The organism is Chitinibacter sp. ZOR0017, assembly GCF_000799095.1.
In the GTDB taxonomy this organism is placed as follows: Bacteria; Pseudomonadota; Gammaproteobacteria; order Burkholderiales; family Chitinibacteraceae; genus Chitinibacter; species Chitinibacter tainanensis.
The window spans coordinates 472-17,021 of the sequence record NZ_JTLG01000046.1 but is presented as its reverse complement, the minus strand read 5'-3'; the positions used below and the strand labels follow the sequence as shown (position 1 = coordinate 17,021).

Below are 16,550 nucleotides of genomic sequence, written 5' to 3'. Positions count from 1 at the left end.
TCGGGGCGGTGGGATTCGAACTCACGACCACCTGGTCCCAAACCAGGTGCGCTACCAGACTGCGCTACGCCCCGACGACAGAGCCCGAATATTACCGATGCGTTGCCGCTCGGTCAAGCCTTTGGCGGGGTTAAAATGGGGTGAATTAGCTAAATCGCTGAGTTGTAAGCACAATGTGTCAGCATTCACTTGGCGGCGGCCAGTGAGTGCGATCTGCTTTACAGGCGGCATCAGGGTAAACGCCTACAATCGGCGTATTCTTGAATGCGCGGGTAAGGGGAAGATGATGCGGGGATGGCGAATGCTCGGGGCGGCACTGCTTGTCATACTGTTAGGTGCCTGCAGCAAAATCACCATGGCCAATTACCACAAACTAAGCTCGGGCATGACGCGCAGCGAGGTGGTGGCGATTCTGGGCGAGCCCACCGAGAGCTCGGCCGGCAGTTTGCTCGGGCTGGAGGGGGAGGTGGCCAAATGGGAAGAAGGCAAATTGCGCATCAACGCCACTTTCGTGAATCAAAAGCTGGCCATGCACAGCTTGGAACGGCCCGAACTGGCCAGCCGCGAATAACGTGAGCGCATTCCAAGAAAAAGTCCGAGGTATTTTGCCTCGGGCTTTTGTTTTTGAGTGGTTTCGGGTTATACCTGGGGGGTGTATCCCGCCAGAAAAACCCGCACGGCGTGCTCAACCCGGTAGTTGATTTTTTCCAGCGTCGGCTCGGCCACCGAGAGCTGCATCTGGCGCACGATGCCGGCATCGCAAAGGGCAAAAAACTGCTCGGCCGCCAGCAGTGGATCGGGGATGCGCAATACGCCGGTTTGATCCAGATGCGCCAAATAGCGTGAGAGATTGCTCATCGCCACCGCCGGGCCTGAGGCCTCCAGCGCCTGCCCCAGCTCGGGAAACTGCATCACTTCGGCCAGCACAATCCGAAAAAACGTGCGCTGCTTCATTTCGATGAGCCCTTGCAACCATTGCTGGCCGATCAGGGTGAGGATCGGCGCGGGCGGCGCAGTGCTGAATTCGGCCGGCGGTGGTGGCGTGCCCTCTTTACAGCATTCGCTTTGAATCAGGGCGACAAATAGCGTTTCCTTGCTGTCGAAATAGTTGTACAGCGTGCCTTTGGAAACGCCGGCCGTTTTGGCGATGCGCTCCATGCTGGCGGCGGCGTAGCCGCTGTCCATGAACACCTCGCGTGCGCCGGCCATGATCTGCTGACGTTTGTTTTCACTCGATTTACTGATGGCTGGGGTATTCATTACCAAGGTTCCAAAATTTGATTCTGTTTGCATATTGACCGAACCGTTCAGTCAATATAGCATGGTTCACCAATGCACCCAAATGGTCGTGCTAGCGCAGTGTTGCAAGCTGACCAAAGGCGCAAAACCACCGATTTTCCCATAGGAACGCAGCCCGATGCGACTCCGTCATTCCCTGATTCCGCTGTTGGCCGCCGGCATGTTGTCGGCCTGCTCCGTCAATTTGCCCGCGCCGACAGCGGCGCAGCTCGATCCGAATGCCAATGAATGGCAAGCCAGCCCGCCCGTAGCGGCCAAGCTCGCCGAGCAAGCGCAATGGTGGCAGGCCTGGCAAGACCCAGTGCTGTTGCAGCTGCAAACCGCCGCCCAGCAAGATAACCCCACTTTGCAGCTCGCCGCCGCGCGGATTCGTGAAGCGCGCGCTAAAGCCTATTCGGCCAAGGCCTACCTTTGGCCGACGCTGAGCGGTTCGGCCAGCGGCACCCGGGCGAAAAACGAGCTGATGTCGCCCGCCAGCGTGAATAACAGCGGCAGTGTGGGGCTGGATGCCAGCTGGGAAATCGATTTGTGGGGCGGCGTGCGCGCCGCCGAGCAGGGGCTGTTGGCCAATCTGGCGGCCCGCACTACCGAATGGCATGACGCCCGCGCCAGCATGGCGGCTGAGGTGGCCAATGCCTATGTTACCTATCGCGCCTATCAGGTGATGCGCCAAATCGTGCAGCAAGATTTGCAATCGCGTGAGCGCAGCTGGCAGCTCACCCAAGATAAAGCCCGCGTCGGGCTGAGTAGCCCGGTGGATGTTGCCTTGCTCGATGCCAGTGTGGCCGAAGGGCAGGCGCAGCTGTTTGAAATGCAAGACGGCGAAGCGGTCGCGATCAAAGCCCTGGTGGCGCTCACCGGGCTAGAAGAAAGCGAAGTGCGGGTGTTACTCGCCCAAGGCGAAGCGGCCCTGCCGGCGCCGACCGGTTTTCAGGTCGCCAGCCTGCCCGCCGAAGTGATTAGCCAGCGGCCGGATATTCGCATCGCTGCCGAGCAAGTCAAAGGTGCGGCCGCTGACGTGGGCGTGGCCAAAGTGGCTCGTTTGCCGTCGCTAAGCCTGTTTGGCGCGATTAGCGTGGGCGAAGTGCGCAGCGGCGGCAGCACTACGGTTTCGGGCACCAGCTGGTCGTTTGGTCCGACGTTGAAATTGCCAATCTTTAATGCGGGCCGCTTGAAATCTGACCAAGATGCCGCCGAAGCGCGTTACGACCAAGCGCTGGCCAATTATCAACAGCTGGTGCGTCAGGCCGTGCGCGAAGTGGAAGAAAACATGGTGCGCCTTGATGGCGCGGCCAAACGCGTCAGCGCGACCCAGCGCGCGGTGGCGGGCTATCAGCGCCAGCTCGATTCGGGCGAGGCCATGTGGAAGGCCGGGGCGGCAAGCTTGTTGGATCTGGAAGTTTCGCGCCGGCTGCTGCTGGGCACGCAAACCCGCCTGATCAGCCTGCAGCGCGAACAATTAGCACAGTGGGTCGCCTTGTATAAAGCCGTGGGCGGCGAATGGCCGCTGGCCGCCGGTGAAGCGCCGCCCTAATGGGGTATGTGCAGCTAAGCCTTAATGAATAAAGTATACACATTGATACTGGAGTAGGGTAATGAACAAGATTCTGCAAAGCCTGAACCATCCTGGCCTGCGCCAGCGCAAAGTCTGGCTTAGTGTCCTCGCGGCGCTGACGGTGCTGGGCGCCGGAGGTGTGGTGGTGGCCGCCAGCGGTAAAGAGGGGGCGAATGCCGCGGCGTCTGCGCCGGCTAATGCGGTGCTGACGGTGAAACTGATTCAGCCCAAAGTCGTGAACTGGCCACAAGCGATCAGCGCCAACGGCAATGTGCTGGCCTGGCAAGAATCGCAAATCGGCAGCGAAAGCGGCGGTTTGCGCCTGATCGAAGTCAATGCCCAGGTGGGCGACGTGGTGAAGAAAGGCCAGCTCTTGGCGCGCTTTAATGATGAAACCATTCAGGCGGAAGTCGCCCAAGCCAAGGCCGCCGTGGCCGAGGCCGAAGCGGCGCAGCAAGAAGCTCAAGAAAACGCCAATCGCGTGCGCCAGCTGGGCAATACCGGCTCGCTCAGCGCGCAACAAATTACCCAGGCCTTGACGCAAGAGCGCACCGCGCAGGCGCGGGTGCAGGCGGCCAAAGCGCAGCTCACCACCGCCCAAGTGCGGCTAAATCAAACCCGCGTACTGGCACCGGATGATGGCGTGATTTCCGCCCGTAGTGCCACGCTGGGCGCCGTGGGCCAGCCGGGCCAAGAGCTCTTCCGCCTTGTGCGGCAAGGCCGCCTGGAATGGCAGGCCGAAGTCACCGCCGCCGAAAGTGGCCGCGTGGCCGCCGGGCAAGTGGCCAGCGTGGTGCTGGCCAATGGCCAAACGCTGAAAGGCAAAGTGCGCCAAGTAGCGCCCACTGCCGATCTGAAATCGCGCAATGTGCTGGTGTATGTTGATCTGGCTAGCAATGGCCGCCTGAATGAAGCCAAGCCGGGGATGTTTGCCAAAGGGCAGATCGAAGTCGGCAGCGGCCAGGCGCTGGCCTTGCCGGGCAGTGCGGTCTTGCTGCGCGATGGATTTGCGCAGGTCTTCACCGTGGATGCCAATCAGAAAGTCAAACAGCTGCGGGTGAAAATCGGCCGCCAGGCGCAAGGCCTGATGGAGGTCATCGGCCTGCCAGCGGATGCACGCGTGGTGGCTAGCGGCGCGGGCTTTTTGGCCGATGGCGATACGGTGCGTATTGCTAAATAAGGTTGTTCTTGATGTATAGGGCTGCAGGCCTTGTTGGCCGCTGCTTGTGACGATATACCCTATCTAGGAAAGACAATGAATTTTTCTGCCTGGTCGATTAAGAATCCGATTCCGGCCATTATGCTGTTTGTCCTGCTCTCGCTGGCTGGCTTGTATTCCTTCAAGCAAATGAAGGTGCAGGATTTTCCGGACATCGAGTTGCCGATGGTGACGGTGACGGCGGTGCTGGATGGGGCCGCGCCGGCCCAGCTGGAAACCGAAGTCGCGCGCAAGATCGAAAACTCGGTCTCGGCGCTGCAGGGCGTGAAGCACGTGTACACCAGCATTACCGATTCGGTGGTGACGGTCACTGTGGAATTTGTGCTGGAAAAGAAAATCGGCGATGCCGTCGATGATGTGCGCGATGCGGTCTCGAATGTGCGCGGCGATTTGCCGGCCGACGTGAAAGACCCGGTGATTGGCAAAGTGGAGTTTTCCGGGGTGCCATTCCTGGTGTACACCATTGCCGACCCCAAGCTGGATGAAGAGCAGCTGTCATGGTTTGTTGATAACCAGATTTCTCGCGCGGTGCGCTCGGTGCCGGGCGTGGGCAGTGTGGAGCGTGTGGGTGGGGTTAACCGCGAGGTGCGGGTAGAGCTCGATCCCGAGCGGATGGCCGCGCTGGGTGTGAGCAGCAGCGATATTTCCCGGCAACTGGCACGCACGCAAAAAGATGCTTCGGGTGGCCGGGTAGATCTGGGCGGCAGTGAGCAAGCCTTGCGCACCATTGCCACCGTGCAAACGGCGGCCGAGCTCGCGCAGCTAGAGTTGCCGCTGGCCGATGGACGCCGCGTGCGGCTGGAGCAAGTGGCGACGGTGACCGATACCATCGCCGAGCGCCGCACGATTGCCCAGCTCGATGGCAAGCCCGTGGTTGGCTTTGAGATCACCCGCGCGCGTGGCGCCAGTGAAACCGAAGTCAAAGCGGCGGTACTGAAAGCGCTGAATAAACTGCAGGCCGAGCATCCGAGCCTGACCATTACCAATGCCTATGATATGGCCGAGCCGGTGCAGGAAGGCTTTGATGGCTCGATGCATCTCTTGTATGAAGGCGCGCTGCTGGCGGTGGTGGTGGTGTGGTTCTTCTTGCGCGATTGGCGCGCCACCTTGGTCTCGGCGGCGGCTTTGCCGCTGTCGGTGCTGCCGACTTTCATTGGCATGTATTTGATGGGTTTCACCCTCAATGTGGTGACGCTGCTGTCGCTGGCGCTGGTGGTCGGGATTTTGGTCGACGATGCGATTGTGGAAATCGAAAACATCGTACGCCACCTGCGTATGGGGAAATCGCCGTATCAGGCAGCAATGGAAGCGGCCGACGAGATCGGGCTGGCGGTGATTGCCACTACCTTTGCCCTGATTGCAGTGTTCCTGCCCACGGCGTTTATGAGCGGGATTCCCGGTAAATTCTTCGTCTCTTTTGGCTGGACTGCCGCGCTGGCGGTATTTGCCTCGCTGGTGGTAGCGCGTTTGCTTACGCCGATGATGGCGGCCTATATCCTCAAGCCGCTGGTGGGGGAGGAAAAAGAAGGCCGGCTGATGCAGATGTATCTGCGCTGGGCCGATTGGTGTTTGCGCCATCGCAAGCTCACAGCGCTGTTTTCGGTACTGTTTTTCGTGGGCTCGCTGGCCTTGGTGCCGCTGTTGCCCAAAGGCTTTGTGCCAGCCGATGATCGCTCGCAAACGCTGGTGAAAATCGAGCTACCGCCCGGCGCTACGCTGCAGGAAACCTTTGCGCTGGCCGAACAGGCGCGCGCGATTGTGGGCAAAATGCCGGAAGTCACGCAGGTCTATACCGCCGTGGGCGGCGGTAAAGCCGGGGGCGACCCGTTTGCGGCCGGTCAATCGAGCGTGACTAAAGCCAACCTGACTCTGACACTGAAGCCGCGCACTGAGCGCAGCCGGACCAAAACCGAGCTGGAAAAAGACTTGCGGGTCGCGCTGCAGGTCATTCCTGGCGCGCGGGTAACGGTGGGCTTGGGGCAAAACGGCGAAAAACTGCAGATGATCATCAAATCGGATGATCCGGAAGCCCTTGCGCAAGCCACGGCCAATGTGGAAAAAGACCTGCGCACCTTGCCGGGCATTGGCGCGGTGATTTCCAGTGCGAGCCTGGTGCGGCCAGAGCTGATTATCCGGCCCGATATGGCCAAAGCGGCCGAGATGGGCGTAACCGGGCTGGCGATTGCCGACACGGTGCGGGTGGCAACGGTGGGCGATTTTGACAATGCCTTGCCGAAGCTTAATCTGCCGGAGCGGCAGATTCCGGTGGTAGTGCGCTTGCCGGATGCCTTCCGCACCGATCTGGAAGCCATCAAGCGCTTGCGTGTGCCTTCAAGCAATGGTGGCGAGGTGATGCTGGGGCAGGTGGCGAGCGTTGAGATCACCAGCGGGCCGAGCGTGATCACCCGCTTTGATCGCGGCCGCAATGTGCAGTTTGATGTGGAACTGAATGGCCGTCCGCTGGGTGAAGTGAGCGCCGAGGCCGATCAGTTGCCGGCCTTTAAAAATCTGCCGGCAGGGGTATCACGCCAGGCCTTTGGCGATGCCGAGGAAATGGGCAAGCTGTTTGCGAGCTTCGGCTTGGCCATGCTGACCGGTGTGCTGTGTATTTATATGGTGCTGGTGCTGCTGTTCCGTGACTTTATGCAGCCGGTCACGATTTTGGCGGCTTTGCCTTTGTCGATCGGTGGCGCCTTTGTGGCGTTGCTGGTGGCCAATAGTGCGTTTGCCATGCCATCGTTGATTGGCCTGATCATGCTGATGGGGATTGCAACCAAGAACTCGATCTTGCTGGTGGAATATGCGATTGTGGCGCGGCGCCAAGGCATGACCCGCTTTGAGGCGCTGATGGATGCCTGCCACAAACGGGCCCGCCCGATTGTGATGACCACCATCGCCATGGGCGCCGGGATGTTGCCGATTGCGATTGGTTGGGGGGTAGACCCAAGTTTCCGCGCGCCGATGGCGATTGCGGTAATTGGGGGGCTGATTACTTCGACTTTCCTGTCCTTGCTGGTGATCCCGGTGGTGTTTACCTTTGTGGATGACTTGGTGCAGTGGGTAGCCAAAAAGCGCGGTAAACCTGCGGTGGTATAAGTATTAAGCCAGTAGTTCAATGAAAAGGCCATGCATTGCATGGCCTTTTTGCTTCGGCGGGGGGCTTTATTTGCGCGCCAATGCCAGCATGCCACCCACCGCAAAAAAGGCCGCGCCACAGCCGCGGTTAAAGGCGCGAATGCGGCCCACCCCTTGCAGCCAGCTTGCCATGCGGTTGCCACCCCAGGCATAGGCAATTTGCCAGCTGATTTCGATCACAAAAAACGAAGCCAGCAAAATGGCCCATTGCGGTCCTTGGGGGAGTTTCAGATCAATAAACTGCGGCAAGAATGCGCCGGCAAACAAAATGGCCTTGGGGTTGGAGAGCGCCACCGCGAGGCCAGTCTGAAATCGCGCTTTGGTACTATTGGCGTTCGCATCCGGAAGGCGTAGGGTGTCGCCTGCTTGCCAGCATTGAATACCCAGATAAACCAGATATAAAGCGCCAACCACTTTTAATACGGTGAAGAGGGTGACCGAAGCGGCTAAAATCGCTCCCACCCCAACGGCCGAGAGCCCGATCAGAATACTCAGCCCCGTAATGGCGCCGGCCATGGTGGCTAAGGTGGCTTGCCACCCATAACGCACGCCGTGGCTAAGCATCAGCAGCATATTCGGGCCCGGCGTGGCAGAGATAAACAGGGTGGTGGCGAGAAAGGCGAGCCAGAGATTGAAATTCATGGGAATTGCCGTCGCGAAGAAGTCGGCCTACCTTTGTACACCATCTACGCGCTGCTGAAAAGTTAGGCAATGCGGGCGCTGAAGCGCAGGCGATTTGCCACGCCGGTGTGGCAATGCTTGCAATCGGGGCGCATTGTCATAAAAATATTGAATATTCAAGCGGCTAGCCAGCGTACCGTTTCCAGAGAAGAATAAGTGTCACAACAACGCCTTCATCAGCAAGCCGAAGATTCCGGCTCCTCTTTTGCCCGTATCCGCAAAGTGCTGGTGGTGCTATCGCTCTGCGTCTGTCTGATCGCCTTGGCGATTCTTAGCCATTCGATCTGGCGCAGCCGGCAGGAAACGCTGGCTAAAGCCGAGCAGGAAATGTTGCTGCTGGCGCGGGCACTGGAAGAGCATGTGGGCCGCACGATGGAAGGCACCTTGTTTGCGCTGAACGCCATCGGGCACGATGATGTGTTTCGCAGCTGCCTGAGTGCGCATGATGATGCCTGTTTGCATGCCTATATGCAGCGCACCGTTGAGCGCTACCCGCAGCTCAATACCATTGCCGTAGCGTATCCGAATGGCGATTTGGCTGCCAGCAATCTGCAATATCCGCTAAGCCCGCGTAATCTCTCGACCGTGAGTTATGTGCGGGTACTGCGTAGCCGGCCGCAACTGCCGTATTTTATTGGCGAGCAGCAATTAGACCCCACCGGCAAGCAGGAAACTCTGCCCTTTGTCACGCCAGTGCAGAATAAAGACATGCCCACCATGGCATTGCTGATCGCCGGTTTGAACCCCGATTATTACCAGCAGTTTTACGACAGCATCAATCTGAATCGCGAGTTGGTGATTCGGGTATTCCGCGAAGACGGGATTTCTTTGCTGCGTTTTCCGCAGGCGGTGCAGGAAGTCGGGCGAGATATTTCGCAGTTTGGCTTTTTTGACAAAGTATTTCGCGAAGCACCCAGTGGGGTATTTCAGGAAACCAGCAAAAGCGACAATCTAACCCGTGTTTATGGCTGGCGGCGCGTGCAGGGATGGCCACTTGGGGTGTCGGTCGGGATTGATCGTGAGCTGGTACTGGCGCAGTGGCGGCAGGAAACGCTGGTGAATGTAGCGATTGCCTTGCTCTTGCTGCTCTCCGGGGGCGGTTTGCTCTTGTATGTATTGCAGCAATTACGCCGGCTGGAGCGCACCGAAGATACGCTGTTCCTAACCAAAGTAGCGGTAGAGAATGGCGCGGATATGGCCATCTGGCTCGATCCGCAAGGGCATGTGCGTTATGTGAATGCCACCAGTTGCAAACGACTGGGTTATAGCGAAGCCGATCTGATGTCGATGCGCTTTCGCGATCTGCACCCGGATTTTAAAGCCGATACGTGGCCAAAATTCTGGCAAAAACTGCGCCATCACCGGCATTTGTTTGATGAAATCACACTGCGCACCCGCACGGGCGAAGAGTTTCCGAGTGAAATGCACTCGAACTACATCCTATTTCAGGGGCAGGAATACAACTGTGCGGTGGTGCGGGATATTTCCGAGCGCCGGATGGCCGAAGAGGCGATCGGTAAATCCGAGCAGCAACTACGCCTGGCTTTGGAAGCCTCTAGTACGGGCCTATTTGATATGCCGCTGGATGGCCGCCGTACCGCGGTCACCAGCCCGGAATACGATCGCCTGCTCGGCTATCAGCCGGGCGAGTTGATCGAGACGTTTGAAAAATGGAAAGAGCAGCTGCACCCCACTGATCGTGAGCAAGCGGTATCGGCTTATCGAGATTACTACGTGGGCAATTCGGCGCAGTTTGCGGTTGAATTTCGCCGGCGCAGTAAAACCGGCGACTATCGCTGGTATCAGACTCGCGGGCGCTTTGTGGATTTTGATTCACGGGGTAAACCCAGCCGGCTGATCGGCACCATGACCGACATTACCGAGCGGAAAGAGGCGCAAGATCGAATTACCGAGCTGGCTAATTTCGATACGGTGACGGGGCTGGCTAACCGCAATCTGTTGCGCGATGAGTTACGCCTCGCGCTGGCCTCGGCCGAGCGCTATAAGCGCAAGCTGGCGCTCCTCTTTCTGGATCTGGATCGCTTTAAAACCATCAACGATTCCTTGGGCCATGCTGCGGGCGATATGGTGCTGGCGCAGGTGGCTTCGCGCCTACGCAGTGTGGTAGGCAAGCAAGATATCCTCTCGCGGCTAGGTGGGGATGAATTCGTCATTGTGCTGGCAGATCTGCCCAATGCCTTGGTGGCAGGGGATATCGCCGAGCGGATTTTGGGCTGTTTTAGTGAGCCATTTGTATTGGAAGCCGGTAATTTTGCGACCTCCACCTCGATCGGGATTAGTGTGTATCCGGACGACGGGCAGGATGCAGATGAGCTGATTAAAAACGCCGACGTGGCGATGTATCAAGCCAAGAGCAATGGCCGCAATAATTATCAGTTTTTCACCGCGGATATGAATGCACGGGCTTCCGAGCGCCTCAGCCTCGAAACCAGTATGCGCGATGCGCTCAGCCGTGGTGAGTTCGAGGTGTTTTTCCAGCCGCAAGTGGGCCTGGATTCGGGGCGGGTGATTGGTGCCGAGGCGCTGATTCGCTGGAATCACCCCACGCAGGGCCTGATTTCGCCAGCCAAATTTATCCCGATTGCCGAAGAGTCGCGCATGATTGTGCCGCTGGGCAACTGGATTTTGCGCCGCTCGTGTGAGCTCGCCGCGCAGTGGCAGCGCGAAGGGCTGCCGCCGTTTACCGTCGCAGTGAATCTATCGCCTCTGCAATTGCATCAGGCCAATTTACTTGAGCTGATTCAAGATGCGCTGGATTCGGCGGGGCTGGACCCGAAATACCTCGAGCTGGAAGTGACCGAGTCGGTGGTGATGCAGGAAGTCGAGCATGTGATGGCCATGCTGCATGGCATTAAGCGCTTGGGCGTGAAATTATCGCTGGATGATTTCGGTACGGGGTATTCCAGCCTGTCTTATCTCAAGCGCTTTGCCTTCAATAAGCTGAAGGTTGATCAGAGTTTTGTGCGTGATATCACGAGCGACCCGAATGATGCGGCGATTGTGCTGGCGATCATCGGCTTGGGCAAAACGCTGGGTATGTCGGTGCTGGCTGAAGGGGTGGAAACCGAGGCGCAGCTGGAATTCCTGCGCCGGGCGCAGACTGATTCGATTCAGGGTTATCTGTTTAGCCGGCCACTGGCGGCCGGTGAGTTTCGCAATTTGATTGCGGCGCAAAAAGAACTGCCGCTGCCGGTGCTGCAGGCGATCGACATGCAACGTTGAGACGACTCATTGCCGCGCCCATAAAAAAGCCCCGCACTGCGGGGCTTTGCTTTTACTGCCTTGCTTATTCGTCGTTGGCTTTGAGCTCTTCGACCAGCGCCACATAGTCTTGCATGGCGGTGTCGCTGCTGGTGCCGGCCAGTTTGCTCCAGGCATCGTATTTGGCTTGGGCTACAAACTGGATCGCGGACGGGCGATCACCGCTGACATCGCCTTCGGTGGCTTGCTTGTACAGCGCGTACAGCTTGAGTTTGGTTTGCACATCGGGGGCTTCGTTGAGTTCCACCACTTCTTTCTGGGCCACGGCAAAGCGCTGGGCGAGATCGGACATGCTTGAGCTCCGTATTAAAACGATCGTTTAAAAACTGCTTTGTAGTATAGGCAGGATTGCCTACGCTTGCCAAGCCTTGGCCGCACTCCGGCTGGAAGCTTGGCCGGACAGCCGCAGGTAAACGCGGTAAAATCAAGGCCATCCAAGCTAAGGGCGGAAGAGGCAAGCGATGACGGTGGCGACATTGCCAGCGCAGCTGGCGTATCTGAATGGCCGCTTTGCGCCATTGAATGAGCTGCAGGTTTCGGTGCTGGACCGAGGGTTTTTATTTGGCGATGGCGTGTACGAGATGATTCCGGTCTACTCGCGCTGCATTTTCCGCTTGGCCGAGCATATCCGGCGCCTTGGGCGTAGCCTGGCGGCGGTGGGGATTAGCAACCCGCATAGCGAAGCTGAGTGGCAGCAGCTACTCACTCAGCTGATGGCCCAGCAAGATTTTGCCGACCAGAGCCTGTATGTGCAGGTCACTCGGGGCGTTGCGTATCCGCGCAACCATGCTTTTCCGCAGCCCGCAGTGGCGCCAACGGTGTTTGCCTTTAGTGATCCGCTGGAATTACCGCCCGCTAGCCAGTATCAGCAAGGTGTGCATGCGCTGACGGTGCGCGATATTCGCTGGTTGCGCTGCGATATCAAAGCCTTGTCGCTGTTGGCCAATGTTTTGGCCAAGCAGCAGGCGGTGGATGCCCGCTGCGCGGAGGCGATTATGCTGCGCGATGGCTGGCTGATTGAAGGTGCGGCCAGCAATATTTTTCTGGTGAAAGATGGGGTGCTGCTGGCGCCGCCGACGGGCGAATTGATGCTGGCCGGCATTACCTATGAGCTGGTGCTGGAGCTGGCGCAGCAGTATGGCCTGCCGCTCGCGGTACGGCCTTTGAGTGAAGCCGAGCTACGCGAGGCAGACGAGGTCTGGCTGACTTCGTCATCGAAAGAGATTCTGCCGATCGTCAAAATTGATGATCAGCCAGTAGGAAATGGCCGACCCGGCCCCATTTATCAGACCATGTTGTCTGTTTACCAATCGTATAAAGCCACGGTGATGCGCCGTGGCGAGCAAGTGTGAGAGTAATTGAATGGCATTGATCGATATTCCCAGCCAGAAGCTGGAAGACCTGGTGACCTTTCCGGCGCTGATTCCGGTGAAAGCGGTCAGCCAGAAAAACCTGGCTGAGGCCGATTTTCGTGCGGCAGTCTTGCTGGTAACGCAAACCCATGTACCGGCCTTTCAGGATGAGCACATCAGTATGCGTGCCTCCAGCGCTGGCAGCTATTTTTCGGCCACACTGATGGTGACCTTTGACAGCGTTGAGCAAGTGTATGCGCTGGATAGCGCCTTGCGCGCTCACCCGCTGGTATTGCGGGTTTTGTAATGCAGCTGGCTGAAACACTCCTGCAGGGTATGGCGCTGCCGGCCAGTATTGTTGATGGCTACGTCGATATACCCCTTGAGCCATTCCCGCATGTGCTGCGGGTGCGCAGCCTTGGGCTGGTGGATTACGCGCCGACCTGGCAGGCCATGCAGCAATTTACCGCGCAGCGCAATGCCGATACGCTGGATGAATTATGGCTACTGGAACACCCGCCTGTGTTCACACAGGGCCAAGCGGGCAAGGCCGAGCATATTCTTGCCAGTAGCGAGATACCGGTCGTGCAGATTGATCGCGGCGGGCAAGTGACTTACCACGGCCCGGGGCAATTGGTGGCGTATTTGCTGCTGGATTTGCGCCGCTACAAGCTGGGTGTGCGCGAGCTGGTGCGCAAGCTGGAAAACAGCGTGATTGGCGTATTGGCCGAATATGGCATTCAGGCTTATGGCAAGGTCGATGCGCCCGGCGTGTATGTTGAGCGCCCGGCCAGCGCCTTGCAGGCCGCGCATGAGGCTAAAATCGCGAGCCTAGGGCTACGCATTCGCAATGGCGCGTGCTATCACGGTCTGGCCCTGAATGTGAGTCTGGATCTGGCGCCGTTTGGTCTGATTAACCCTTGTGGCTATCAAGGCTTGCAGGTTACGCGCATGGCCGATTACGGGATAGACGAGACACCCGCGACTTTAGCCGTTAAAATGGCGAACCAGATCGCGCAGCAGTTGAAAGTTGCCAGTTAAATCAATGCTTTAACCGTACAGTTTGTGCGGTTATCGGGAACACCATGACAGACACCACCAAAGCGCCGAGCAAAGAAGTCGGCGTCAAGCTCAAGGGCGAAGCCAAAACGGCCCGCATTCCGATCAAGGTGATCCAGCCGGAAACCAAACTGAAAAAGCCGGAATGGATTCGGGTACAAGCGGCCAGCCACAATAGCCGCTTCTATGAAATTAAAGACATTTTGCGTAGCCAAAAGCTGCACACGGTGTGTGAAGAAGCCTCATGCCCGAATATCGGCGAATGTTTCGGTAAGGGCACTGCCACCTTCATGATCATGGGCGACATCTGTACGCGGCGTTGTCCATTCTGTGATGTGGGCCATGGTCGCCCCAATCCGCTGGATGTGAACGAGCCGCAGCATCTGGCCGAAACCATTGCTGCTCTGAAGCTGAAATACGTGGTGATTACCTCGGTGGATCGGGATGATCTGCGCGACGGCGGTGCGGCGCATTTTGTGGAATGCATCCAGAAAACCCGCGAGCTGAGCCCCGAGACGCAAATCGAAGTGCTGGTACCGGATTTCCGCGGCCGGATGGACATCGCGCTGGATATCTTCCAGCAGGCGCTACCCGACGTGATGAACCACAATCTGGAAACCGCCCCGCGCCTGTATAAACAAGCACGCCCGGGCTCGGATTACCAGCATTCGCTGGATTTGCTGAAAGAGTTCAAGCGTCTGTATCCGCACATCAACACCAAATCCGGCATTATGGTGGGCTTGGGCGAGACGGATGAAGAAGTCTACCAAGTGATGGAAGACATGCGCGCGCACAATATCGACATGATCACCATCGGCCAGTATCTGCAGCCATCCAACGGCCACTTGCCGGTGTTGCGCTATGTGCACCCAGACCAATTCAAAGCCTTTGAAACCCGCGCTTACGAGCTAGGCTTTAAACATGCGGCGGTGGGCGCGATGGTTCGCAGTTCTTACCACGCGGATCAACAGGCGCATAACGCCGGTTTGTAAATGTGACCATAGCTAAGTAAATGAGACTATCGCGAAGTAAATGAGATTTTGCACAAGTTGAAAGTGCGAAAATCACCCCTCAAATACCTCTGCAGGCCACGTCATTGTTAGACTTTAGCCTCCCCGATCTCACTCCATCTAAAGACGCCTGGCGGCTGGATTGGCTCGGGGAGGTGTCATACACCAAAACATCTTCCAGATGGTCGCAATCAAGCGTCCAAGTCGCGATTTCTCCCCTAAATCATCCCTATGAAGAGCTCGCCAAAGCTGGCGAAAAGCCCTATGGCAATTACAAGCTTCAAAGAAAAGTGTGGTTGCCGGTTGGCGTTTTACGGGCACTCAAAGTTGGAACGGTCTGGCAGAATGGGATGTGTATCCATGATCCTGACTATGACCTCGAAGTTTTTCAAAACATTGCGATTAGTCCGGAGACCACTACATATGTGAAGTCCGGGGCTTCTGTTGATGGGGATTATTTGCTCCCTTGGGGAGAACATCGTGGACATCAACAGCACACTCACTCAAATGGTATATGCATTGCTTTGCCTGATGGCAGGCAGATATTTGTCCCGTGCTTGGAACTCATACGTTTTTATTTTGGCTCTAGCGGGTCGTTAATCAGTCGTCTTTTTTCAGGAGCATTGAAGAAAGAAAGTCTTTGGCAGGAGCTAAAATTCAATGATCAGACGCGCCACCTGCACCTGAAGCTGGCGAGCAAGTTACCGGGACCAGCTGCCGCCGACATTGGCCGTATCGCATTGAGTCAGCCAGCTTGGCGCGCCGCCGCTTATGTTTACCAGTCGTGTGCGCAAAGTGTCATTGAACATCGCGAAGCCAATCCGTTTACAACTTTTCCATTTGTCGGCAAAACGACGTTGCAAGCCAATGGTGCATGGATATCGTTCAAAGGTGTCGAGAAGTCGACCTTTGTCGTATTTTCTCTTCAGTCTTGTTCTTATCCATTCCCATTTCGTTCGTTGTCTTATGAGCTGGAGCTGTCTGCTGCGCATACTCATGGGCGAGTACCGAGCGGTGACAACAAAAAGAACCAACCCGCGAAGATCAATCGAGATACCAAAGAACAGGCCAGACTGGTTGATGGTGATCCAGATAAAAACAAGAATATCCAGGCTCGCTGGATGAAAGACAAAGCGAAATTCCCTGATTTAAAGAAAAAGCCTGTCTGGCTGGATAAGGAGCAATATTCAGATAGTCCAGATGTGTATCTTCATCATGAAGATGGCAAGTTTGAACAGGTTGCCAGTGGTGATGCGGTTGGTCATGGTGGACGAGCCATCGACCTAATTTCTTTAGCTGATGGCGTACTAGGCCAAACATCTGAACAAGAGCTGCCACGTTTTGTGGAGCGCGGCCTGACTGAGCTTCTGAAGCAAAGCCTAGCCCGTAACGAATCTGCTACGGTCGACTTGATCATACATCCTGCGATCGGTAAAAAGGTGTTTGCCTTACCCAAGGTCATTGATGACGATGGCGTTATTGATGACATCACTCAAATCGTCATGCCCAATGGGCGACTGCGCCAGAAACAGGCCTGCTTTGCAATAGTGATGGTAGACGACAAAAATGAAGCTGTTTTTTTAGTAGTTGAGAGTGCCGGATACTATGCAGCTCCAAATTTGATTGAGGTTGTCAATTTCGAACAAACAACGCTGATGGGGCTTGTAGGCACTCTTTTAACTGTTTACACACCTAAATGACAATGTAATAGTTCGACAGATTTTAAATATATCCCAATCAACACGCTCAACTTACATGTGATTAATTGGGTGTTGTGATTCATCGTGTTTGAAAGGGGCTGCCGCAGGAATTTTTCTCTTCGGAGGGTATTCGTTTATCTATTCTATACTGCCGGGTTTTCGGTTGTGAGGCCCATCCGAAAGATCAGCCGCTTGAGCCAGGTTGTGCTGCTGCAATAATGACCTCTTCCGGTGCTTGAGCTTCAGCAGTTGCTAGTG

At 56.8% G+C, this 16,550-nt stretch carries 13 protein-coding genes and 1 tRNA gene; 10 read left to right on the top strand and 4 right to left on the bottom strand.

The features are described from left to right. Positions 1-74: transfer RNA gene (locus L991_RS15985), tRNA-Pro, on the bottom strand. Positions 75-355: 281 nt separating this feature from the next. Here L991_RS15985 and L991_RS15980 point away from each other — a divergent pair. Further along, complete coding sequence (locus tag L991_RS15980) at positions 356-571, top strand: hypothetical protein (RefSeq protein WP_156129113.1); 216 nt, start codon at positions 356-358, stop codon at positions 569-571. Positions 572-639: 68 nt separating this feature from the next. On the opposite strand, the gene L991_RS15975 is transcribed toward L991_RS15980, so the two are convergent. Beyond that, complete coding sequence (locus tag L991_RS15975; protein WP_047397007.1) at positions 640-1,260, bottom strand: TetR/AcrR family transcriptional regulator; 621 nt, start codon at positions 1,258-1,260, stop codon at positions 640-642. Between the two features lie 157 nt (positions 1,261-1,417). Between L991_RS15975 and L991_RS15970 the strand changes: the two genes are divergently transcribed. The 3 genes from L991_RS15970 to L991_RS15960 all read left to right on the top strand — a co-directional run bounded on the left by L991_RS15970 (position 1,418) and on the right by L991_RS15960 (position 7,169). Then, a complete protein-coding gene (locus L991_RS15970; RefSeq protein WP_052191012.1) occupies positions 1,418-2,833 on the top strand; it encodes an efflux transporter outer membrane subunit in 1,416 nt (471 codons plus the stop codon). Positions 2,834-2,894: 61 nt separating this feature from the next. Continuing rightward, complete coding sequence (locus L991_RS15965; RefSeq protein WP_081986734.1) at positions 2,895-4,034, top strand: efflux RND transporter periplasmic adaptor subunit; 1,140 nt, start codon at positions 2,895-2,897, stop codon at positions 4,032-4,034. Between the two features lie 75 nt (positions 4,035-4,109). Continuing rightward, positions 4,110-7,169 carry an efflux RND transporter permease subunit gene (locus L991_RS15960; RefSeq protein ID WP_047397006.1) on the top strand — a complete coding sequence of 1,020 codons (3,060 nt, stop codon included), beginning with the start codon at positions 4,110-4,112 and terminating at the stop codon, positions 7,167-7,169. A gap of 66 nt (positions 7,170-7,235) precedes the next feature. Here the strand turns inward: L991_RS15960 and L991_RS15955 are convergent, their stop codons facing one another. Continuing rightward, positions 7,236-7,850 (bottom strand): LysE family translocator, encoded by a 615-nt coding sequence (locus tag L991_RS15955; protein ID WP_047397005.1) that lies wholly within the window; start codon positions 7,848-7,850, stop codon positions 7,236-7,238. Between the two features lie 195 nt (positions 7,851-8,045). Between L991_RS15955 and L991_RS16755 the strand changes: the two genes are divergently transcribed. After that, positions 8,046-11,132, top strand: a complete 3,087-nt coding sequence (locus L991_RS16755; protein ID WP_051258843.1) for an EAL domain-containing protein — start codon at positions 8,046-8,048, stop codon at positions 11,130-11,132. A 64-nt stretch (positions 11,133-11,196) separates the two neighbouring features. On the opposite strand, the gene L991_RS15945 is transcribed toward L991_RS16755, so the two are convergent. Further along, positions 11,197-11,463 carry an acyl-CoA-binding protein gene (locus tag L991_RS15945; protein WP_047397004.1) on the bottom strand — a complete coding sequence of 89 codons (267 nt, stop codon included), beginning with the start codon at positions 11,461-11,463 and terminating at the stop codon, positions 11,197-11,199. A 169-nt stretch (positions 11,464-11,632) separates the two neighbouring features. On the opposite strand from L991_RS15945, the gene L991_RS15940 reads away from it, so the two are divergent. From L991_RS15940 to L991_RS15920, 5 genes are all read left to right on the top strand, one after another. Then, positions 11,633-12,523, top strand: coding sequence for a D-amino acid aminotransferase (locus L991_RS15940; RefSeq protein WP_047397003.1), 891 nt, complete (start codon positions 11,633-11,635; stop codon positions 12,521-12,523). A 10-nt stretch (positions 12,524-12,533) separates the two neighbouring features. Beyond that, the gene (locus L991_RS15935) at positions 12,534-12,830 is read left to right on the top strand and encodes a YbeD family protein (RefSeq protein ID WP_034619277.1); all 297 of its coding nucleotides are present in this window, start codon (positions 12,534-12,536) and stop codon (positions 12,828-12,830) included. Positions 12,831-12,925: 95 nt separating this feature from the next. After that, on the top strand, positions 12,926-13,564 hold the full coding sequence (lipB, locus tag L991_RS15930; RefSeq protein ID WP_052191022.1) for a lipoyl(octanoyl) transferase LipB: 639 nt from the start codon (positions 12,926-12,928) through the stop codon (positions 13,562-13,564). Positions 13,565-13,608: 44 nt separating this feature from the next. Further along, entirely contained in the window at positions 13,609-14,574 is a 966-nt protein-coding gene (lipA, locus tag L991_RS15925) for a lipoyl synthase (protein WP_028449635.1), read from the top strand. 173 nt (positions 14,575-14,747) lie between these two features. Next, positions 14,748-16,292, top strand: a complete 1,545-nt coding sequence (locus L991_RS15920) for a hypothetical protein (protein ID WP_156129112.1) — start codon at positions 14,748-14,750, stop codon at positions 16,290-16,292. Positions 16,293-16,550: the final 258 nt, after the last annotated feature.